The following is a 22169-nucleotide window of genomic DNA, read 5'->3' on the forward strand; positions in this document are numbered from 1 at the left end:
CACCGTTGCTACCAGCGCTTCTTCTAATAAAAGTAACGAGAAGTCGGTGGCGTTTTCAATTTTGTGACCTTTTATCGTTTTTCCAAAAAACGCACTCACATCTGGGAATACATAAAAGGCACCTTCAGGAACATCTGTTATAAAACCAGGAATTTTAGATAATAAATCCAGCATTAAATCTCTGCGCTTGTGAAACGCATCAACCATGTATTGAATCTTAGAAACTGGTGCTTCTAGTGCGGTAATTACCGCACGTTGTGCGATACAGTTGGTTCCACTAGTGATCTGTCCTTGCATTTTATTACAAGCACGAGCGATCCATGATGGAGCACCTATGTAACCTACACGCCAGCCAGTCATTGCAAATGCTTTACTCACACCATTAATAGTCACCGTGCGATCATACATTCCTTCTACAGTCGCTATACTCGCATGGCCACTTCCATAATTAATGTGCTCATAGATTTCATCACTCACCACTATAATGTGAGGATGATCTTTTAATACAGCAGCAAGACCTTCTAGTTCAGACTGACTGTAAACGCTACCGCTAGGATTATTAGGAGAAGAAAATAATATCATTTTAGTACGTGGTGTAATCGCATCACGCAACTGATCTGGAGTAATTTTAAAATTTTGTTCTACGCCTGCACGTACCTCTACTGGTACACCTTCGGCCAGTTGCACTATGGCAGCATAACTTACCCAGTATGGTGCTGGTAAAATACACTCATCACCTTCATTAAGTAATACCATCGCTACGTTTGCAATAGATTGTTTAGCTCCTGTAGAAACTACAATCTGATCTCTAGAATAATCTAAATTATTATCTCTTTTGAACTTATGTATGATGGCATCTTTTAATTCTACATAACCATCAACTGGTGTGTAAGAATTATAATTATCATTAATGGCTTGTATGGCAGCTTCCTTAACAAAATCTGGGGTATTGAAGTCTGGCTCGCCTAAACTAAGTCCTATGATATCTTTACCTTGCTCACGTAGTTCACGGGCTTTGGCGGCCATGGCTAGCGTGGCACTTGTAGGTAAACTGTTAATACGGTCAGATAGTTGATTTTTCATAAAACTAAAGTTATACTCACAAAAATATCATTTCATTAATTCACAAGGACCATTTCTTACGATTATTAATGCGTTATTTTTGCACAAAATATTGACAGTGCACCAAATTATAAAAACATATTTCCCGCATCTCACAGATTATCAAATGGAGCAGTTTGCTCAATTAGGTGATTTATATGCAGAATGGAATGCTCAAATTAACGTAATATCTAGAAAAGATATCGATCAACTGTATGTAAAACATGTGCTTCATTCATTAGGAATCTCTTGTGTAGTTCGCTTTCGCGAAAGCTTACCTAACACATCAGGTGGGACCAGAGTAATGGACGTAGGGACTGGTGGAGGTTTTCCAGGAATACCGCTGGCGATAATGTTTCCTAAGACTAGTTTCCATCTTGTGGATTCTATAGGAAAAAAAATTAAGGTGGTAGACGCCGTGGTAGAAGCCCTGCAATTAAAAAATGTCACCACGCAGCACGGTAGAGCAGAGAAAGTGAAAGGTAAATTTGACTTTATAGTAAGTCGTGCGGTGACAAATATGCCTGATTTTGTGAAGTGGACGCGCCATAAAATCAGAAAAGATAGTTACCACGAGATAGAAAATGGAATTTTATACCTTAAAGGTGGTGATTTAACTGAAGAGCTCAAACCATTTCCTGATGTGTACATGTATGAGCTGCCAGACTATTTTGAAGAAGCCTTTTTTGAGACTAAAAAAGTGGTCCATTTACCACTTTAAAGCATAAAAAAAGACCTCTACGATGAGGTCTTTTTTTATATAGTGTTTTTGAACTACTAGAAGTTTGTAGAAATGTTCATGCTTAATCCTGAGTTAGGCGGTACAAATCTACATACACCACCTACACAAATTAGTCCACCACGCTGGCGACCATAGTTAAGTGCTACACGAGTTCTTCCTTTAGTGTAGCTACCACCTGCTGAGAAATAGTGTATGTCTGTTTTTTCATAATTATATAAATCTGTAGCATAAACAGATAAATATGGACTGAAAGAGTACTCTAGTGTTGAGGCAGCCCAGTTCCCACGATCTGCATTTGCTCCTAGATGCTGAATGTCAAATCTCATACTTTTACCATTATTAAATTTGTAGAGTGCATCAATCACAAATGCATTTCCTTCTAAGTAAAAGTCTTTACCTTCTATTACCTGGCCATCATATTCTGTATGTACCGCAGTAAAAATGGCAGATAGCCTTCTTGAGAATCGTTTTTTAATAGCTAAACTATATTCCTCAAAATATTTGTCTCCAAATGATATTAGTGAGTTTTCATAAGTGTTATTAGATAAATCAAAGGTAGTATCTAGACCACTCCAGCGCGCATAGTTCATTTCAAATTTAGTACCGTATTTACCACCTAATAAGCTTTCTTTTTTTGCGGTATAATACACATCGATCTGACCACCTATTTCTCCTGCTTTTCCTTCTACAGGAATTACCGCAGCTTGAGGATTATAAACATAAATATTAGTGACAGCATAGTCTTGTTGCTTAGTATAGCCAGGAATAAAGTTGATGGTGTTTAGTAAAAATGAATTTCCAGCAGCTTCTCTTTCAGAATAAAAGGTCATATTATCTATAGCTCTAAAAGTTCCATTGATTCCTAAACCTTTTGTAGCATATCCAGTGTTAATTAAAATAGCTCTACCATCTTGTAAGTTTGTGTTAGAAGGTGTGTTACTTTCTACAAACGCATCTGGTTCTTTATAAACCCATTCAGCACCTATAAAGAATTTATCAAAGGACACATCACCTCTTAAACTATATGCTCCTACGGCAGCAGGGAAATTGTCATTAGGTCCCGTGTATTCTTGATAACGATTTACATAACTAGCTCCTAACTGGATACCTGTTTCTATATCTAGCGCCGTAGATAAATCTAACTCAGTATTCACACCAGTAACTGTACCTTCAGAGATTTCAAAACCTACACGCTGGTTTCCAGAAAAGGCTGTGGCGTTTAAGTAATCTGTAAAGTCGTACTTAATGCGCACACCTCTAATAGAGTTGTCTATTCCTAATTGACGATCTTCCCATGATCTGTAAATTAATCCACTACCAAATTGATCATAAAAGTGTCCACCTGTAATGTCTAGGTTTTCATGCTTAAAATTCAAATAGTACGTTCCTATACCATTTCCTTGAAATCCTTGAAAATAACCTAGTAAAGGGTTAGGGGCAAATAATTCATATTGTACTCCAGCGGTAAACTTATCATAAGAGTATCTTAGAGTGAAATAGTTGTTAGACCTTAATTGATCCTGTGGTGCTTCAAAACCATTTGGGTTTTCTTCAACTAGTCCTGAATCATCTAAGTACCACTGACTGTTTGATTCAAATCCTCCTGAGAAAGTTCCTTTGTTTTCTTGGGCAATAGATGTTTGAATAGCGGTAATTACTGCTATTGCTATAATAAGTTTTTTCATTGTAAAGTAAGTTGGTTGTTGAGTGGTGTTTGAATTACTCTCCAGCAATTTGCTTAAACTCCTCAAAGAGTTGATCTTCTGCTCCTGGTGTAAAACTAGAATGACGGAAAACGATTTTACCATTTTTTAGGATCAACGTAAGTGGTACATTAGGATTCCCTAGGTGTCTTCTTACATCATTATTTGGATCCAGTAGTACGGTGTATTCCCATCCTTTTCCCATTACTGCTGGTTTTACTCGCCTTGTTGAACGAGCATCATCTACAGATATGGCAACCAGTTCAAAATTCATCTCTTCTTGTAAGTCTTCATAAACCTCTGCAATCGTATCCAGTTCTCTTATACAAGGTACGCACCAGGTAGCCCATAAGGAGACTACTATAGTTTTATCTTCACTTAAAGTGGCAAGAGGGATTTCTTTTCCGCTTAAATCTTTTAAAGAGATCTCAGGTAAGGATGTTTGAGCTATACCTAACGTGCAGCTGAATAAAAGAGCTATTACAAGTATTTTTTTCATAATGTTCAAATAGTTATGGATTACAATAATAACAAGAATTAAAGGAATTATCATGCCAAATTAATGAATCCACAACATGTATTTTTAAAAACATCCCTAACTTATGTTAAAAACTAGGAAAATATCATGAATATGTTATATTTGGTAATTGCAAAATTTCCAAATAAAAGCAACCCGATGAAAACAAATTATTTCTTTAAGATAGCCGCTTTACTTCTAGTAGTTTCTACACTTTCTTGTAGTTCCAGGTCTTCAAATATAGGAGTGGAAGGACTTACCATAGAAGTTTCAGATAATGTTATTTATGATCAAAGTACAGTAGAATTTAAAGTGGTAAATGGTGGAGGAGATGATGTGACAGATAATGCAACCATTTTTGTAGATGGTGTAGATATAGAAGGAGATTCTTACCTGTTTACTGGAATAGGCGCACGCACTATAACCGCAGAAACTACGCTGGATCAAGCAGATCCTGTAATTGTTGAAGTTATCGAGCCGTCTTATACTACTAAAATGCTTATAGAAGATTATACTGGTGCCTGGTGCGCATGGTGTCCTGTAGTTACTAAAGGGATTATAGATGCTCATGCTGTTCCTGTTAAAGGTGATCATGTGATTGCTGTAGCTATACATAATGGTGATTCTATGGAGTTTTCACTAGAGTCTCAAATGAGATCACAATTTGATGTAACTGAGTTTCCTACAGCGACACTTAATAGAACTCCTACTTTCTGGATTAAAAATAACGTAACGCTTAACATGGACATTCCCCAAGCTCTTGCTTTTCTTGATCCAGTTCAACCAGTAGGTCTCGCTATAAATTCCTCTGTAAATGGCGACAACGTTACTGCTGATGTCAAGGTAGGTTTTGATTTGAATCAAGAAGATTTAAAGCTTGTCGTATTTTTATTAGAAAACGGTCACGTTGAGGAGCAGCTGGATAATACATCATATTTTGGAGGACCAGGACTAGTTCCTGATTTTGTTCATAATGAAATTTTAAGAAAGTCGTTTACTGATGTTTTTGGAGATGTAATTCCTGAGCAAGAGCAACGCGCAGGTAATGTGTATGAAGTAAGCCTTTCTGTTAATGAGCCTGGAGTAAACACTACTGATTGGGATATTGTTGCTTTTGTTGTAGATCAAGCAGGAGAAGTGGTAAATGTGCAAAAAGCTAAAGTGGGAACTGATCAAGATTTTGATTAGTCTTTAACTTTTGTTGTAACACCATTTTGTTTTTAAAATGTCGTTAAAATAAATTGAATTATTCTTTGCATAGCCTTAGCTACGGAAATAATTTTAAGTGAAAAGTAAGTAATAAAGAGACTATTTATTAAGACTTTATAAATTCAAGTTGGTATAAATTTAAAACTTATCAAGCACTGAAATTCAATCTCCTTAATAAAGTCTTTCGTATTTAGTCTATCAGCGACAGCGGTCTTTTGTCTTAGTCGGATACGGCTAGTGAAAAATAAAAAATCCCATCTTAAATTTTAAAATGGGATTGTTATTGAATTATAAAATAAGAGTTTATTCTCCTAAGAAAGGATATCTATAGTCTGTAGGAGTGACAAAAGTTTCTTTAATCATACGAGGAGAAACCCATCGTAATAAATTCAATTTAGATCCTGCTTTGTCATTTGTTCCAGAGGCACGTGCACCACCAAATGGTTGCTGCCCTACAACTGCTCCAGTACACTTATCATTAATATAGAAATTACCAGCACAGTTTTCAAGGGCTGTAGTAGCTTGTGATACCGCATAACGATCCTGACCTAAAATAGCACCTGTAAGAGCATATTCACTTGTGGTGTCTACTAGATGAAGCATTTCTTCATACTTATCATCTTCATAAACGTAAACGGTAATCACAGGACCGAAGAGTTCTGTTTCCATGGTTACGTATTTAGGATCTGTAGTTAAGATCACTGTAGGGTCTATAAACCAGCCTTTAGACTTATCATAGTTTCCACCTATAACCACCTCAGCGTTTGCATCGCTTTTTGCACCATCGATGTATTTTGCTAGTTTATCAAAAGATCCTTCATGAATCACAGCAGTTATAAAATTGCTCATATCTTCTGGAGAGCCCATTTTAAAACTATCTACATCTCTACGTATCAATTTTTCAACCTCTGGCCACATACTTTGTGGTATGTAAGCCCTTGAGGCAGCACTACATTTTTGACCTTGGAATTCAAATGCACCTCTTACGATAGCGGTAGCAACCTGTTCTGGTACGGCGCTTTTGTGTGCTACTATAAAGTCTTTACCACCTGTTTCACCTACGATTTTTGGGTAAGTTTTATAAGTGTTTATATGCTCACCTATTTTAGTCCATAAGCTTTTAAATACAGTTGTTGAACCTGTAAAGTGCACACCAGCAAAATCTGGGTGCGACATCACTTCATCAGTCATCATTACAGGATCTGCATTTACCATGTTAATCACACCATCTGGAACTCCTGCTTCTCTAAATACTTCTACAATTACCTGAGCGCTCAGCATTTGATGATCACTAGGCTTCCATACACAAACGTTACCCATTAACGCAGCACTAGCAGGTAAGTTACCTGCAATCGCCGTAAAGTTAAATGGAGAGATACAGTAAACAAATCCTTCAAGTGGTCTGTATTCTAATCTATTCCATGCTCCTGATGTGGACTCTGGTTGCTCTGCATAGATCTCAGTCATGTACTGTACATTAAATCTCAAGAAATCTACCAGCTCACATGCAGCATCTATCTCAGCTTGAAAAATAGTTTTAGACTGGTTAATCATTGTCGCCGCATTGATACGTGCTCTGTAGGGACCGGCAACAAGTTCTGCAGCTTTTAAAAAGATTCCAGCTCTTTGTTCCCATGGTAATTGAGACCATTTCTTACGGGCTTCTATGGCTGTACTAATGGCGTCTTGCACCTCTTTTTTTCCACCTCTGTGATAATTTCCTACCACGTTTTGATGATCGTGTGGTGGTCTTATAGGTGCAGTGTCACCTGTTTTTACTTCTTTACCATTTATATATAAAGGTACTTCTGTGTTTGCGTTCCATAATTCTTTGTAAGCAGCGAGCACTTGATCTCTTTCTACAGTTCCTGGAGCATAAGTTTTAATAGGCTCATTAACAGCAACTGGGACTTTGAAAAATCCTTTTCCCATGGGTTGTTAGTTTTTTAATTTGCGGGTGAATTTACAAAGAATACCTTGCTTAGTGTGGATCTATAAACTTAAAGAAATCTTAATCTGTTTGCAGTTGTGGTTTTTACGCTTTCGCGAAAGCGTAATTATGAGAGTTAATTCAGTGCAAATGGAGCACTGAGTTTAAATGCAGGAATCACCACGCTAAACTTTTTTGTGGAAGTAAAGTCAATCATGGAGTAAGAACCACTCATATTTCCAAAAGGTGAGGAAAGCAAGCAACCGCTCTGGTAGGTATGTGATTCACCTGGTTTAAGAACCGGTTTTTTACCGATCACACCTTCACCTTCTACATGTTCTGTTTTACTTAAACTATCTTTAATTTTCCAGTGACGAGAGGTGAGTTGTACTGAATTCTTACTCTGGTTTTCAATAGTTATGATATAACCAAAGGCAAAGTGCATCTTATAATTTTTATAAAATGTGCCTTCAAAACTAGTCTGAACTGAGATTTTAATGCCTCTAGTAACTTGCTGAATCATAGCTTAAATACTTATGTAAATACTACCCAAAAGGAATAACGTACTACTGATCATAATAAGAACTAAAAATACAAAATTTATAAATAAGAATTTTAAAATAGTCTTAAATCTATTTTGCTGGTAGAATTTTCTGAGCGCTTTATACAGGTAAAGAGGTCCTAAAATGGTGAAAAATATTAGGGCTATATAGGATGTGTCTGTCAGCGAGCCTTCAGCAACGATAAGAAAGAACATCAAAAAAATAAAGGTTAACAAGTGAAAATTAAACACCATATGTTCCATATAATTCCATGTGCCACGCGCATAGATCAACCAGAAAAATAAGCTCAAAGCTGGCGCAAAGAAGAATAGAAATAATGGGATTTTAGGTAGAATTAAGTTGATCAACTCTGTGGGGTTTGCTTCATAGCTATTTAGCTTTTGAGCTTTCTTGTAACGAGCAATGTTTTTAGACTCGATTCTATGACCTAAATCAGTTAATGCCTCTTCAATAGAGAATTCAGGATGGTCGCTCTGATAGTTAGCGTAGACGCTCACTTGATTAAAGTAAATGGTGAGGAAATTAGAAGCGTCTATTTCTTCTTGTGTAAGATGTCTTTTTTCTTCAGGAATGGTGAGTGTGTCTTTTTCTATAGCCTCAATGGCTTTATTTATGGCTAGTTTTTGAAAAATATTTTGATCTTCACTTAAACTATCCTGTTGATGTTTCATTATTTTGATAATCTCTTCGCGATCAGTAGCTGTTGCTGTACTGTCTTGAGAAACGTTAAAAAGTCCTGCATTTGATCCTTGAGCGGTCACCTCTATATCGAGAGTTTCTGTAAGCTGTAAACCGATTTGTAACACTAGAAAAAATACGATACTCACCGTAAGGAAAAAACGGAAAGGGTTTGCATACTGTATGCGTTTACCATTACAATATTCTAGTGTGAGCTGTCCTGGTTTTATTAAAAGAGTGGTGATGGTGCGCCATACTCTTGAGTCATAGGAAATAATACTTGCAAAAAACTCACTAAAGAAGTCTTTAAGAGCTAGTTTTTTGGTAGTGTTGAGTTGTCCGCACTGGTGGCAGTATTTATCTGCTACGTCCAGCGGTGTTTCACAATTAAGGCATTGCTGTCCTCTGAATTCAGCTAGAGATCTTACGGTAGGTTTCATATCTATATTCGGGTGATGTAAAGGTGTCTAATTCCTAATCCCTTCACTATTTGCAGCGCCCATTCCTATAAGTTTATCATAGCGTCCACCAGGCTCTCGATAGTAAGCAAGTACGGTATAAGTGTTTTCTGTTTGCCACATGTTTCCTGATATAAATCCAGGATCTTGTTCACCATTTTCATAAACCACGGTGTAACGATAGTTATAAAAACCTTGCTTTAGTAAAATAGTAGCTTCATACATTTTACGTTCTGAGTTGTAGAACATTCTATTCTCTTCATGAAGTTGAAAAGCGTTATAGTTTCCCATAACATAAATACTAGCGTCTGGCGGTAAGTTAAAACTAGGTAGTAAGGAGAAATGAATGTTTACATACTCAGCTTGTACAGCGTTATCTTCATTATCTAGAGTAGTCACTAAATAGTTCCCGTTAATGTCTGGAAAAAAAGTGTATTCATTTCCAAAACGCGGTTGGTGTACAAAAAGATGTGCTTCATATAAATCTCTTTTACGCACATAATCGATGTTTTGATTAGGAGATCTAAAGTCTCTGTTTTCAAAATTTAAGTATTCATTACCTGCCCAGAAAGAAGTCTCTGTATCATAACGGTATTCTTGTTTATTAGCTAGATTAAACTGTGGTTTAACATCATAAATAGCTGAATATAGATCAGCATTTTGAATGATTGCAGTTTTAAGGTTGTCTGCTGGATTTAAGAAAATAATTTCTTGAGAATCTATAAAGAATTGAACCCGTTGTTGTGTGTTTACATAGTTAATGTCTAGAGCACGGCGCACTTCTACGCCTACTTGAGCCTTTTCTTCCATAATCATGAACTTTCTTGAAAATACGAGTTCGCGATTGTCATTATAAATATGGATCATATAATTCCCACTTACTTTAAAACCACGAGTAAATTGATTAGGAACGCTTAAAGTATAGTGAGAGTACCCTTGAATTGTTGTAAACGAATTGCGGTAGTCAAAAATGCGCATGTCATCGATACCATCTAGAAATTCGTTTTTGAATAACCGGCTAGGTTTCCAGTCATAATCATAGTGTTCAAACTGGTAATAATAATCTGCCTCGTCTCCTATAACATCGTCAAATTCAAGAGCGATACGGTCTCCTAATTTAAAGACAGGCAACATGTTTTCTGGCGCTTTGTTGAAGGTTACAGACTTAATATAGTCTGGATCATTAACAAGCTCTTCCATGGTTTGAGCATGACTGCTTAAAGCGAAAAGTAATACTGTAAAGAATGGGATATAAATCGACTTCATAGATGGTTAAATACGTGCTAAATATAAGATATATTGTCTTTGTCGTTCATACTTTTGCCAAAGCAATGCCAAACTCATGCTTTTGTGTTATTAAGAATAATTCTAAATAATTACTGCAGCAGGTAATCTGAGCATTATGGCGTAAATTTGCACGATTTTTAAAAAGGACTAAATCCATCATCCTATGTCAAAAGACATTAGAATTAAAAAAGGCTTAGATATAAAACTGGTAGGAGCTGCTCAAAAAGAGCTTGATCAAGCTGCTGCCGCACAGTTTTATTACGTGAGACCTGAAGATTTTCATAGTATTATTCCTAAGCTAGTAGCTAGAGAAGGTACTCGAGTTAAAGCTGGTGAGACTTTGTTTTACAATAAGTCTATTGAAGCCATGAAATTTGTTTCTCCAGTGTCTGGAGAGATTGTAGAAGTGCAACGAGGTCCTAAGAGACGTATCGACGCTTTTAAAATCAAGGCAGATGCTACTCAAGAGTATCTAGACCACGGAATTTTTAATGTTTCTGGTAAAGATGCCGAAGATGTTAAAAACCACCTGTTAGCGTCTGGTTGTTGGTCGTTTATTAAGCAGCGTCCTTATGACGTGATTGCAAATCCAGAAAAAGCACCTAAGTCGATTTTTATATCGGGTTATGCTAGTGCGCCACTGGCTGCAGATTTAGACTTCACACTCGCGGGTAAAGAAAAAGAAATACAAGCTGCGATTACTGCGTTAGGAATGCTTACTGAAGGTAAGGTTCATGTAGGTGTAGGTAAAAATTCAAACTCTGTTTTTAGTAGTTTGAGTGGTGTAGAGCTTCATAAGATTTCTGGACCACACCCGAGTGGAAATGTAGGGACTATGATTAATAAGATAGATCCTGTGAATAAAGGAGAAACAGTCTGGACTGTTGCTGCTCAGGATTTAGTTATCATAGGGGAATTATTACTTACCGGTAAATTTAATGCAGAGCGTGTCGTTGCTCTAGCAGGTTCCTCTGTAGATATTCCAAGATATTTTACAACTAAAATAGGAGCTACTTTAGATACATTCATTTATGAAAATGGTGTTGAGAAAGGAGCAAATCATCGTGTGATTTCTGGAAATGTTCTTTCTGGGAAACAAGTAGGCGAGGATGGTGTTTTAGATTACTATAGTAATGTAGTGACTGTAATTCCAGAAGGAGATGATTATGAGTTTTTTGGCTGGAACAAACCAGTGTTTAATAAAATTTCTCCATCGAGAGCGCTTACTTTTTCATGGTTAAACCCTAAGAAAAAGTATGACTTAAATACAAATACAAATGGGGAACACAGAGCATTTGTAGTTACTGGAAATTATGAGGCAGTTTTTCCTCTAGATATTTATCCTATGCAAATTTTAAAAGCATGTATGTATAAAGATCTGGATGAAATGGAGGCACTGGGTATGTATGAGGTAGCTCCAGAAGATTTTGCAGTGACTGAATTTATTTGTGTATCTAAACAGCCGCACCAAAAGATAATTAGAGAAGGGTTAGACTTAATGCTTAAAGAGATAGGATAATGAGTTTAAAAAGCAAATTACACGATTTAAAAGAGAAGTACAAAGGGAAGAAAATGGCTCCTGCATTTAATGCACTCCATACTTTTTTGTACTTGCCTAATGAGGTGACGCATAATGGTACACACGTTAAAGCAGCTGATGATTTAAAGCGTACTATGAATACGGTTATCATGGCTCTTGTGCCATGTTTGATCTTTGGAATGTATAACGCAGGTTACCAGCACTACCTTGCTCAAGGGATGATTGAAAATGCCAATGGCTTTTTAGGAGCTTCCTTTTGGACTGTAGATAACTTAATCATCGGAGCATGGACTGTGCTGCCGCTAGTAGCGGTGTCCTATGGAGTAGGTCTTGCGGTGGAGTTTTTATTTGCCGTTATAAAAGGACATGAAGTAGAAGAAGGTTATCTAGTAACTGGAATGCTAGTACCATTAATCGTTCCTGTAGATATTCCATTATGGATGCTCGCAGTAGCAGTAATTTTTGGTGTTGTAATAGGTAAAGAGGTTTTTGGAGGTACAGGGATGAATATCTTAAACCCAGCTTTAACAATTAGAGCATTTTTGTTTTTTGCATATCCTACTTGGATGTCTGGAGATAAAGTATGGGTACATGGTGCAGTAGCGCGTGATCAAGCTATCGCGGCTGGAGAAAATCTAGATGCCATCTCAGGAGAAACTATATTAGGGACTTATGCAGCAAATAATAGTGTTGCTTATGATTACTGGGATATGTTTTGGGGAATTATTCCTGGATCTGTAGGAGAGACTTCTAAATTCTTAATTATCATTGGTGCTCTATTTTTGATATTTACTAAAATAGGTAGCTGGAGAATTATGTTGAGTACTGTGATAGGTGCTTTAGTTATGGGATTGATTTTTAACGGCGTGGTAGATGCTGGAATCATAGAAGATTCTAGTAAGTTTTACGGGTTAATGAGTGTTCCATTCTGGCAGCACTTGATTATAGGTTCTGTTTTATTTGGTGCGGTTTACATGGCTACAGATCCAGTAACGGCGTCACAAACTAATAAAGGTAAATGGATTTATGGTTTCTTAATAGGTTTTATATCTATTATGATCCGTGTGTTTAATCCAGCATATCCAGAAGGTGTATTCCTTGCTATATTATTAATGAACGTCTTTGCACCTACTATTGATCACTATGTAGTTCAAGGGAATGTGAAGAAAAGAATGAAGCGTCTAAAAGTTAAAGCAGCTTAAGCATGGAAAATAGAACTGATAAAAACTCATATACAATATTATTTGCCATTGGTATGGTGGTGGTGGTAGGTGGAATACTAGCTTTTTTAGCTTCTAGTTTAAGACCTGCAATCGCTCAAAATGAGAAAATTGAGAAGCAACAAAACATTTTGTATGCTTTAGGTATCAATAATAATGAAGGTAGCTCTGCTGTTTTTGTAGACGCTGCAGTAACGCCAAATAAGTTTGAATCTACTGTGACTGAGCAGTTAGTTCTTACTTTTAAAAATGGTGAAATCATGAAGACTCAAGCTCGCCAGGAATATGTGGACGAGACGGGTCAAGAACCTTATCTCATTGATGTTAAAAAGCAACAATCGTTGCAAAAAACAACAGGAGAGCGCAAGTTGCCATTATTTATAGGTAAAAATCCAAATGGAAAAACATTATATGTAGCTCCTATACGAGGTAAAGGTCTATGGGATGCTATTTGGGGTTATGTTGCCTTAGACGAGGAAATGGTAGTACAAGGTGTTTATTTTGATCATAAAGGTGAAACTCCAGGACTAGGTGCAAACATTAAACAAACCTATTTTATGGATGATTTTAAAGGAGAGCACTTATTAAACGATACTGGTGTTTTTAAAGGAATTACTGTTGCCAAAGGGAATGCAGATCCTAAAAATGAAGATAAAACTGATTATGAGGTGGATGCAATCGCCGGTGCCACCATTACTGGTGATGGTGTAACTGCAATGATTAAAAAAGATTTAGCACTATACGTGCCTTATTTTAAAACTTTAAAGAAATAAAGATATGGGAGTTTTATCAAAAAAAGATGCTAAGCTCATCTCAGATCCATTATTAGATAATAACCCGATTACCATTCAAGTACTAGGGATATGTTCTGCACTTGCGATAACAGCAGAATTAGAAGCTTCTATTGTAATGTCGATTTCAGTATTATTTGTACTTGGAGTTGGTAATGTAGTCATTTCATTGATGCGTAACATTATTCCTTCTAAGATTAGGATTATTGTACAGCTTGTTGTTGTAGCGACATTGGTAATTATTGTGGACCAAGTTTTAAAGGCTTATGCGTATGAACTTAGTAAGACATTATCTGTGTTTGTAGGGTTAATAATTACTAACTGTATCATTATGGGTCGTTTTGAGGCCTTTGCATTAGGGAATGGGCCTTGGAGATCATTCTTGGACGGTATTGGTAATGCTGCTGGATATGGGTTTATTCTTATTCTAGTAGGGTTCTTCAGAGAACTTTTTGGTTCTGGAACTTTACTTGGAATTCCAGTATTAGGAGATCCTATTGAAAAAACTGGCTTATACGCTATTGGTTATGAGAATAATGGTTTCATGTTATTATCTCCTATGGCCTTAATCGTAGTAGGTTTAATTATATGGGTGCAACGTAGTAGAAATAAAGCTTTAATAGAGGACTAGATTAGTTTGATACCGCTTTCGCGAAAGCGTATGAAACTCAAAACATAGAATATGGAACATTTAGAATTATTTTTCAAATCAATATTTATAGATAACATGGTATTTGCCACGTTCTTAGGGATGTGTTCATATCTAGCTGTTTCTAAAAAAGTTGCGACTGCAGTAGGATTAGGTGCAGCCGTTATATTCGTATTGGCCATTACAGTACCATTAAACTGGATGCTTGATCAATATATATTACAACCTGGTGCTTTAAGCTGGTTAGGAGCAGATTATGCTTCTTATGACTTAAGTTTCCTGTCTTTCATCATGTTTATCGCTACCATTGCAACCATGGTACAATTAGTTGAAATAGTGGTAGAAAAGTTTTCACCTTCTTTATATAATTCATTGGGTATTTTCTTACCACTTATTGCCGTTAATTGTGCGATTCTAGGAGGCTCATTATTTATGCAGTCTAGAGAGATAGCCACATTAGGATTAGCAACTACTTATGGTATAGGTTCTGGAATAGGATGGTTCCTAGCAATTCTCGCAATTGCGGCGATCCGTGAAAAAATACGTTATTCATCAGTACCAGCTCCTTTAAGAGGACTAGGTATTACATTTATTATAACGGGACTTATGGCCATTGGTTTCATGAGTTTTGGTGGAATGTTAACTGGTGGAGACGAAGAGAAAAAAGAGTCTAAAGAAGTTGCACTAAAGCCAGCTCAAAACAGTAATGATTTGACTGCCGAAGCGACTGTGATAGAAGATAAATTAACACAAGTAAATCAATAGTAGGATGATATTAATTGCAGCAGATACTACAGGAACGATTATAGCTACCGTAGCAGCTTTTTTACTGATAACTTTGATATTAGTGTCGCTTTTACTTTTTGTGAAGCAAAAGCTTTCTCCATCTGGTCCTGTGACCATTAATGTGAATGGAGAAAGAGATCTTACTACGGGTTCTGGTGGTACACTACTATCTACCCTTGGTGATAATAAACTTTTCTTACCATCTGCTTGTGGTGGTGGTGGAACTTGTGTTCAGTGTAAGTGTATTGTTAAAGATGGTGGTGGTGGAATACTTCCTACTGAAGAACCACACTTTACTCGTAAGGAAATTGCTGAAGGATGGAGACTAGGTTGTCAAGTTAAGGTAAAACAAGACATGGTGATCGAGATTCCTGAAGAGGTTTTTGGTATCAAGAAATGGGAAGCTGAAGTGGTACGTAACTATAATGTTGCCTCTTTTATTAAAGAATTTGTAGTGCGTTTACCAGAAGATATGCATTATGAGGCTGGTGGATATATTCAAATCGAGATACCGGAATGTACGGTAAACTTTAAAGATATGGATATCACTGCTCACCCAGAAGAGCATGATAGCCCTGATAAGTTTCAAGCTGAGTGGGATAAATTTGGTTTATGGCCATTAGTTATGAAAAATACTGAGACTGTGGAACGAGCTTATTCTATGGCTTCTTACCCAGCTGAAGGTCGTGATATTATGCTTAATGTGCGTATTGCTACGCCACCATGGGATAGATCTAAGAACGCCTGGATGGATGTGAATCCTGGTGTAGCGAGTTCTTATATATTTAACCAGAAGCCTGGTGATAAAGTAACTGTTTCTGGACCTTATGGTGAGTTCTTTATTAATGAATCTGAGGCAGAAATGCTTTATGTAGGTGGTGGAGCTGGAATGGCACCTATGCGTTCTCACCTCTATGAGTTATTCCGTACTATTAAAACAGGAAGAAAAGTTACTTACTGGTATGGTGGTCGTTCTAAGAGAGAGCTATTCTACATAGATCACTTTAAAGCGCTTGAAAAGGATTTCCCTAACTTTAAATTTTATATGGCACTATCTGAGCCTATGGAAGAAGATAACTGGAAGGTTAAAGATGGTATCGATGGAGAAGGTGATGGATTTGTAGGCTTTATTCATAATTGTGTGATTGATAACTATTTGAATTATCATGATACTCCTGAAGATATAGAATTATATTTCTGTGGTCCGCCATTGATGAATCAGGCTGTTCAAAAGATGGGAGAAGACTTCGGTATCCCAGATGAGAACATACGTTTTGATGATTTTGGAGGATAAAATCTTGTAAATCAAGCTTTCGCGAAAAGCGTTACTAATTATATTCCCGATCAGAAATGGTCGGGATTTTTTATGGTTTGAAGTGAACAGTTCATCTATCGTAATAGATGTTTCATAAATTACAGCTGTTTTTTAGGATAGGATCTATATAGTTTTGATATAAATCATTGATATTATGAGAACTATACACACCATCATCACTTTATTGATCTGCTCATTATGCAGTGCGCAAATCATTCAACGTAACAACAGTTTTAAGTTTAAAAATAGCGCCTTAGTTATAGAAGCAACGATTCATAGTGCCGACAGCTATAGAATGGATTCTAGAATTTATACTGATTATCATTTACAAATTAGATCGCTTTTAAAGGGTTCTAGCTCGACCAATGAAATAATTCTTACAGACCTAGGTGGAACTATAGGATTAGAACGCCTAGAGGTATCACCCAGTAATTCTTTTCAGGTAGGTATGCATGGCATATTTTTTCTAAATCCTATAGTAGATGGATCGCAATATGAAGTGTCTTTTCTAGGTCAGTCGCTTGTAGAACTTAATGATGTATTGAGTCCTGACCAGTTACAGGAAATTAATGAAAACTATATGGCGATGGATTATTTATCTATCAGATTTCAAGAGAAATCGAGTACCTCTAGTCGAGTCATTAATAACATAAGCCCACTCAATGTAGTTGCTGGAATAGGAGAAACTATAACTATTACAGGTAGTGGTTTTGGAGCTACTGGTCCTAACGGTGCTATTAAAGTATGGACGCCATTTGCAAATAATCCTAATAGTTTAATTTCTCACTCACAATCTTATAAGTACCTGAGCTGGTCTGATACTCAAATAGTTTTTAAAGTGCCTAGTAATGCTGGAACTGGTCAGATAAGAGTAGGAAGTAGCACAAATTTTGCATCGAGCACCCAGGTTTTAAGGATTACTTCAAATATAAAAGATCAAGCAAATGCCTTAAATACAGGTATCAACTCTATTCATCTACCAGCAAAGCACCTCGATGGAATTCAATTTGTTCCTCAGCCCAATTTTACAAATGTAAGCGCTATTGATCGATTTAAAGAAGCACTGGAGATATGGAAATGTGAGAGTGAAATTGATTTTAAATATGATGAGTTGAGTACTTCAAGTGCTGCCGCTGGAACTAACGATGGAATAAGCGTCGTGGGTTTTGATAATGCGTTAGGTAATTCGGTTTTAGGTGTAGCCTTAACTTCTGTTAGCGCGTGTTCAGGTAATGGCAGGTGGTTTGTTGCAGATGTTGATTTACTATTTAATGCAAATATTAATTTTAATTATAGTTTAAACCCTACTATCGGGCCGCAGTTTGACTTTTATTCTGTGGCTCTACATGAGCTAGGTCATGTTAGAAATCATGGCCATGTGTTGAATACGGGTTATGTAATGTTTCCTTCTATTTCATCTGGTGTGGATCGTAGAATTTTACATCCAGATGAAGTTGCAGGTGCTCAAATAGTTCAATTAGATAGTTCTTCTAATCAAGTATGTAACCAGCCGCTTATGATAAATGCAACTTGCTCAACAGCTAGTACAGATGATCTAGCGCACCTGCAAATAAGTTTTTATCCTAATCCAGTCGTAGATAAAGTGTTTTTTAAAAATCTAGATGTTCTTGCAAATACGGCCTACGTTTTATATGATTTAAATGGTAAAACGATAGCTTCTGAGACACGAGTTGACAATAGTACCTTAGATGTTTCTAGATTAAGTTCTGGGCACTATTTTATACGGTTTAATGAAAGTAGTCAAGTTTTCCAATTTGTAAAACAGTAAAATCCTGACCATTAAAAAACCCGAGTGACTAGGTAGTACTCGGGTTTTTTACTAGGTGGGAATTAGTTATTACGCTTTAGCGAAAGCGTACTACTAATTATTATCATAAACAAAATTACCATTAGAAACTACAACGACATTTCCTGGATTGCCAGATTCCTCTGCAGTAAAGTTAAAGGTACCTTCATATACATTATTAGCCACACTGGTGATGATTAAGTCACCGCTACCAGCTACTGAATGGTAAACTGTCCCAGTTGTGTCCTCATAAGTACCTGTATAAGTACCGGCAAGACCTTCAATAGGATAGGTTCCAGCGGTCACGCCTAGTGGAAATGACAGGTTTATTTGCTCGTTTAAACTATTACTAAACGTGATACCTATCTGATTGTTAATTTCAATTGACGCAAAGAAATCTGCAACAAAAGCAGTACCATCTATGTCTGCTTCACATTCATCAGTCGATGTGGTTACTATGTACATAATGTTTTGAAAAACACCATTAGTGATAATTACATCTGGATCTACTCCTGCAATGTCAGACATCACACCAGTAAATGTTCCTGAAACTGTTTCATTAACAGTATCAAAACTAGTGATGGTAACTGTTCCACTTGCTGGCACATACAAACTATTTACACCAGATGAGTACGCAATTATTGCACCTGTATTTGTATTATTTGCGTCTACATTGAATGTTCCTACTGCTGGATTAAACACTTGAACCGCTAATGTAGGGTCACCATTAGTTCCTACTGTTACTCCATCTTCAGTTAACACGGCTTGTACAGTGCTAGTAAAATCATTAAAAACGCCATCTATGTCTGCTGTGAATAAAGCGTTTAAATTACCATTTCCTCCATTATTAGGGTTTAATCCTGGATCTATAGGTTCAATATCTGTGGTACAAGAAGCAATACTAAAAGCTATCAATAAAAGGCCAATTATTTTTTTCATTCTATTATTTTTTTGCAATATAAAAGTAATAAGCATAAAGATGATGCTCAATTTAAATAATTATTTAATTTATAATGGTCTATAAATCATTTCTTTTTGATTTAAAGTCATTTCCTGTCTACCGCGTTACAATGAATTATTAACTTCAATGAAGTAAGAAAATCAGTTTATTCTAGGAAAAGAAACTTTACATGCTTTATAAATAGGAGACTGTTTCAATTCTCTTATTATGTTCATTTTTGTATTCCATCATTGCAAATCCAGGATGGATACAATAACTACCCGTTTCTCCTGCTTTATTCATGGCGATATAAGCTACTTGAAAGTTAGTGTGGTTGGGGTTTTTTGCAACTATTCTTTTAACAGCTGCTTCACAAGCTTCTTGTGGTGATTTTCCCTGTCTCATGAGTTCTACTATAAGAAAGCTACCTACAGTTTTCATAATTTCCTCGCCCATTCCGGTTGCTGCTGCACCACCTATTTCATTATCTATAAAAAGTCCAGAGCCTATGATAGGAGAGTCTCCTATACGACCTTTCATTTTATAAGATAATCCTGAGGTTGTGCAGGCTCCAGCTATATCACCGTTTTTATCCATGCATAATACTCCTATGGTATCATGATTTTCTATGTTTATAATGGGTTTGTATTCACTGGTTTTCAGCCATTCTTGGTAGGATTTTTTGGAACTTTCTGTTAGTAAATCTTCCCTTTGAAAACCGTGTTTGTAAGCGAGCTCTTCAGCGCCTGTAGCGGCTAGCATGACATGAGGAGTCTTTTCCATAACTACTCTGGCAAGGGCAGCTACATTGGTTATGTTTTCTACACAAACTACCGCTCCACAATCACCATTAGAGTCCATGACACAAGCATCTAGGGTTACATTTCCTTCCCGGTCTGGTGCACCACCTTTGCCTACAGTAGTATTTTTAATATTCTCTTCTTCAACGGCACAAGCTTTAATGGCTGCATCTAGTGCATTCATACCAGAGTCTAGCGCTTTTCCAGCTGTTTCATTTGCTTTTGTAAATCCCCAGGTACAAATTGCGATGGGTTTATTCTTATTATTTTTCACAGATATTTCTTTTACTTGTTCCTGGTCTGGATGAGACGCACCACTGTTACAACTTATCCCAGTCGCTGCAGCGGCTATTCCAGCTCCTGTATATGATGCATTTTTAATAAAAGACCTTCTATTCATATTTTAAGTAGTTAACTATTATAAAGTTTAATAAGTAACATTCTGTTTGTCTAGAACCTGCTTTGTCCTAAAAGCATAGAAAAGTAAATAACCAAAACACAATACTGCGATCCAGTACGAGGATTGAATACTGAAAACATCGGCTAGTTTACCTTGCAGCGGTGGAATGATAGCGCCACCTAAAATCATCATCACTAAAAAGGCAGATCCTTGTGAAGTATATTTGCCCAGTCCAGCAATACTAAGGGTAAAGATACATGGCCACATAATAGAGCAAAATAAACCGCCAGATAAAAAGGCAAATAACGCCACGTTACCTGAGGAGAATAAGCCTATGAGCATGGCTATTACTCCTAGTAGGCTAAATATCTTAAGAGTTTTTACTGGGTTATCTTTTGCAAAGAAAAAACCGCCTATTTGAACAGCGACACAAACGGCAAAAAATAGAACTTCATTACTAGAAAAAGTTTTTCCACCTATATAGTTTACTAAAACAATAATTGCCAACGCTACATAAGGAACTATAATAAGCAGCCATTTTTTCAATCCTTTACTTGGGTTAAAAACAGTTATCGCACCTACCCAGCGGCCTATCATAAGTCCACCCCAGTATAGTGATATAAAAGGTCCTAGCTGTGCATCGTTTAGGGTAGGTAGTCCTAAGGCATTTATGTTAGTTCCATCCACGGCTTTTTTTAGCAACTCACCTAAGTTACTTCCCACAGTCACTTCTACTCCTACGTAAGTAAAGATAGCTAGCATGCCTAGCACAAGTTGAGGATATTTCATGGCGCCCCAACCTTCTGTCTTTTTAGAAGAACTTGAAAGAGCAAATAATAAACAAGCAACGACACCTAAAAGAGCTACTATTAATAATCCTAGCCTTTTGTTTTCCAGCTCTTCAGTTACTATGACGTCACCCATATAAGTGCTGAAAATGTATCCAAAACAGCCTACAACGATTGCCGTAAGAGCAATCAATACATTTCTTGCTTTATTTGCTGGTTCAAATACGGTCTCTGATTTTAATGATGGTAACTTTTTAGAAAAATAGAACAGTGCTGCTGCGGCAAGAAATAAAACACCTACGCATAAATACAGCATTTGAACGGTGATTAAAGTGATCTCATTAGTGTTAATTTTATAAGCTAATTCTTCTGTAGTCCAGCTTGCTGCTCCAAAAATCACAAAACTGACTACTATAGGACCTATAGTAGTTCCAAAGGAGTTGATGCCGCCAGCGAGATTTAATCTATGTGAACCTGTTTTAGGATCACCTAGTGCAATAGCAAAAGGATTTGCTACGGTTTGCTGTAATGAGAAACCTAAGCCCACTATAAATAGAGCTACTAAAACTAAATAGAAAATACTGGTTTGACCTTGTTCAGCTCCAGCTGTGGCAGGATACATTACAAATGCCCCTATAGCAGACAGCAATAACCCGTATATAATCCCATTTTTATAACCCCAATTATTAAGAATTTCCTTTTTTAAAGAACTCGATAAAACAAATAAAAATAGGGCGCCTATATAATAAGCTCCATAAAAAGCAAAGTCCACTAATTGAGATTGGAACTGGTCTATATTAAAATAGGTTTTGCAAAACGGAATAAAAACACCATTTGAAGCGGCTATAAAACCCCAGAAAAAAAATACTGTTACTAAAGTAGCCAGTGCTGATTTGTTATTTTGTTGTGACATAGTTGGTTTTTATGTTATGACTCTTATAATTC

At 36.6% G+C, this 22169-nt stretch carries 19 protein-coding genes; 9 read left to right on the plus strand and 10 right to left on the minus strand.

The genetic code is table 11. From position 1 onward, the window contains the following. Positions 1 to 1083: pyridoxal phosphate-dependent aminotransferase (locus ACTF48_RS07090; RefSeq protein ID WP_438962457.1), on the minus strand; the 1083-nt coding region annotated here is incomplete at its 3' end. Between the two features lie 97 nt (positions 1084 to 1180). On the opposite strand from ACTF48_RS07090, the gene rsmG reads away from it, so the two are divergent. Then, positions 1181 to 1822 carry a 16S rRNA (guanine(527)-N(7))-methyltransferase RsmG gene (rsmG, locus tag ACTF48_RS07095; RefSeq protein ID WP_438962458.1) on the plus strand — a complete coding sequence of 214 codons (642 nt, stop codon included), beginning with the start codon at positions 1181 to 1183 and terminating at the stop codon, positions 1820 to 1822. Positions 1823 to 1878: 56 nt separating this feature from the next. Here the strand turns inward: rsmG and ACTF48_RS07100 are convergent, their stop codons facing one another. After that, entirely contained in the window at positions 1879 to 3528 is a 1650-nt protein-coding gene (locus ACTF48_RS07100; RefSeq protein WP_438962459.1) for a DUF6029 family protein, read from the minus strand. A 34-nt stretch (positions 3529 to 3562) separates the two neighbouring features. Then, the gene (locus tag ACTF48_RS07105; protein WP_438962460.1) at positions 3563 to 4045 is read right to left on the minus strand and encodes a TlpA family protein disulfide reductase; all 483 of its coding nucleotides are present in this window, start codon (positions 4043 to 4045) and stop codon (positions 3563 to 3565) included. Positions 4046 to 4222: 177 nt separating this feature from the next. Here ACTF48_RS07105 and ACTF48_RS07110 point away from each other — a divergent pair, with 177 nt between their 5' ends. Next, a complete protein-coding gene (locus ACTF48_RS07110; RefSeq protein WP_438962461.1) occupies positions 4223 to 5251 on the plus strand; it encodes an Omp28-related outer membrane protein in 1029 nt (342 codons plus the stop codon). 324 nt (positions 5252 to 5575) lie between these two features. On the opposite strand, the gene pruA is transcribed toward ACTF48_RS07110, so the two are convergent. From pruA to ACTF48_RS07130, 4 genes are all read right to left on the minus strand, one after another. Next, the gene (pruA, locus tag ACTF48_RS07115) at positions 5576 to 7204 is read right to left on the minus strand and encodes an L-glutamate gamma-semialdehyde dehydrogenase (protein ID WP_438962462.1); all 1629 of its coding nucleotides are present in this window, start codon (positions 7202 to 7204) and stop codon (positions 5576 to 5578) included. Positions 7205 to 7338: 134 nt separating this feature from the next. After that, positions 7339 to 7725, minus strand: coding sequence for a Co2+/Mg2+ efflux protein ApaG (apaG, locus tag ACTF48_RS07120; RefSeq protein ID WP_438962463.1), 387 nt, complete (start codon positions 7723 to 7725; stop codon positions 7339 to 7341). A gap of 3 nt (positions 7726 to 7728) precedes the next feature. Continuing rightward, the gene (locus ACTF48_RS07125; RefSeq protein ID WP_438962464.1) at positions 7729 to 8883 is read right to left on the minus strand and encodes a DUF3667 domain-containing protein; all 1155 of its coding nucleotides are present in this window, start codon (positions 8881 to 8883) and stop codon (positions 7729 to 7731) included. 27 nt (positions 8884 to 8910) lie between these two features. Then, entirely contained in the window at positions 8911 to 10167 is a 1257-nt protein-coding gene (locus ACTF48_RS07130) for a DUF5103 domain-containing protein (RefSeq protein ID WP_438962465.1), read from the minus strand. A 184-nt stretch (positions 10168 to 10351) separates the two neighbouring features. Here ACTF48_RS07130 and ACTF48_RS07135 point away from each other — a divergent pair, with 184 nt between their 5' ends. From ACTF48_RS07135 to ACTF48_RS07165, 7 genes are all read left to right on the plus strand, one after another. Further along, positions 10352 to 11707 (plus strand): Na(+)-translocating NADH-quinone reductase subunit A, encoded by a 1356-nt coding sequence (locus ACTF48_RS07135; protein WP_438962466.1) that lies wholly within the window; start codon positions 10352 to 10354, stop codon positions 11705 to 11707. Next, a complete protein-coding gene (locus ACTF48_RS07140; protein WP_438962467.1) occupies positions 11707 to 12930 on the plus strand; it encodes an NADH:ubiquinone reductase (Na(+)-transporting) subunit B in 1224 nt (407 codons plus the stop codon). The genes ACTF48_RS07135 and ACTF48_RS07140 overlap by 1 nt, the downstream gene beginning before the upstream one ends. A 2-nt stretch (positions 12931 to 12932) precedes the next feature. Continuing rightward, on the plus strand, positions 12933 to 13721 hold the full coding sequence (locus tag ACTF48_RS07145; RefSeq protein ID WP_438962468.1) for a Na(+)-translocating NADH-quinone reductase subunit C: 789 nt from the start codon (positions 12933 to 12935) through the stop codon (positions 13719 to 13721). 4 nt (positions 13722 to 13725) lie between these two features. Next, the gene (locus ACTF48_RS07150; RefSeq protein ID WP_438962469.1) at positions 13726 to 14370 is read left to right on the plus strand and encodes an NADH:ubiquinone reductase (Na(+)-transporting) subunit D; all 645 of its coding nucleotides are present in this window, start codon (positions 13726 to 13728) and stop codon (positions 14368 to 14370) included. A 51-nt stretch (positions 14371 to 14421) separates the two neighbouring features. After that, positions 14422 to 15153, plus strand: a complete 732-nt coding sequence (nqrE, locus tag ACTF48_RS07155) for an NADH:ubiquinone reductase (Na(+)-transporting) subunit E (protein WP_438962470.1) — start codon at positions 14422 to 14424, stop codon at positions 15151 to 15153. A 4-nt stretch (positions 15154 to 15157) separates the two neighbouring features. Next, entirely contained in the window at positions 15158 to 16468 is a 1311-nt protein-coding gene (gene nqrF, locus ACTF48_RS07160; RefSeq protein ID WP_438962471.1) for an NADH:ubiquinone reductase (Na(+)-transporting) subunit F, read from the plus strand. A 175-nt stretch (positions 16469 to 16643) separates the two neighbouring features. Next, positions 16644 to 18278 (plus strand): T9SS type A sorting domain-containing protein, encoded by a 1635-nt coding sequence (locus ACTF48_RS07165; RefSeq protein ID WP_438962472.1) that lies wholly within the window; start codon positions 16644 to 16646, stop codon positions 18276 to 18278. Positions 18279 to 18371: 93 nt separating this feature from the next. On the opposite strand, the gene ACTF48_RS07170 is transcribed toward ACTF48_RS07165, so the two are convergent. From ACTF48_RS07170 to ACTF48_RS07180, 3 genes are all read right to left on the minus strand, one after another. Continuing rightward, positions 18372 to 19235: a DUF6252 family protein gene (locus ACTF48_RS07170; protein WP_438962473.1), complete on the minus strand. Its 864-nt coding sequence runs from the start codon at positions 19233 to 19235 to the stop codon at positions 18372 to 18374. Between the two features lie 196 nt (positions 19236 to 19431). After that, a complete protein-coding gene (locus tag ACTF48_RS07175; RefSeq protein WP_438962474.1) occupies positions 19432 to 20436 on the minus strand; it encodes an isoaspartyl peptidase/L-asparaginase family protein in 1005 nt (334 codons plus the stop codon). A gap of 27 nt (positions 20437 to 20463) precedes the next feature. Continuing rightward, positions 20464 to 22137: an MFS transporter gene (locus ACTF48_RS07180; RefSeq protein WP_438962475.1), complete on the minus strand. Its 1674-nt coding sequence runs from the start codon at positions 22135 to 22137 to the stop codon at positions 20464 to 20466. Positions 22138 to 22169 lie beyond the last annotated feature (32 nt).

The sequence above is a fragment of the Nonlabens sp. genome (assembly GCF_965660805.1).
Taxonomy (GTDB): domain Bacteria; phylum Bacteroidota; class Bacteroidia; order Flavobacteriales; family Flavobacteriaceae; genus Nonlabens.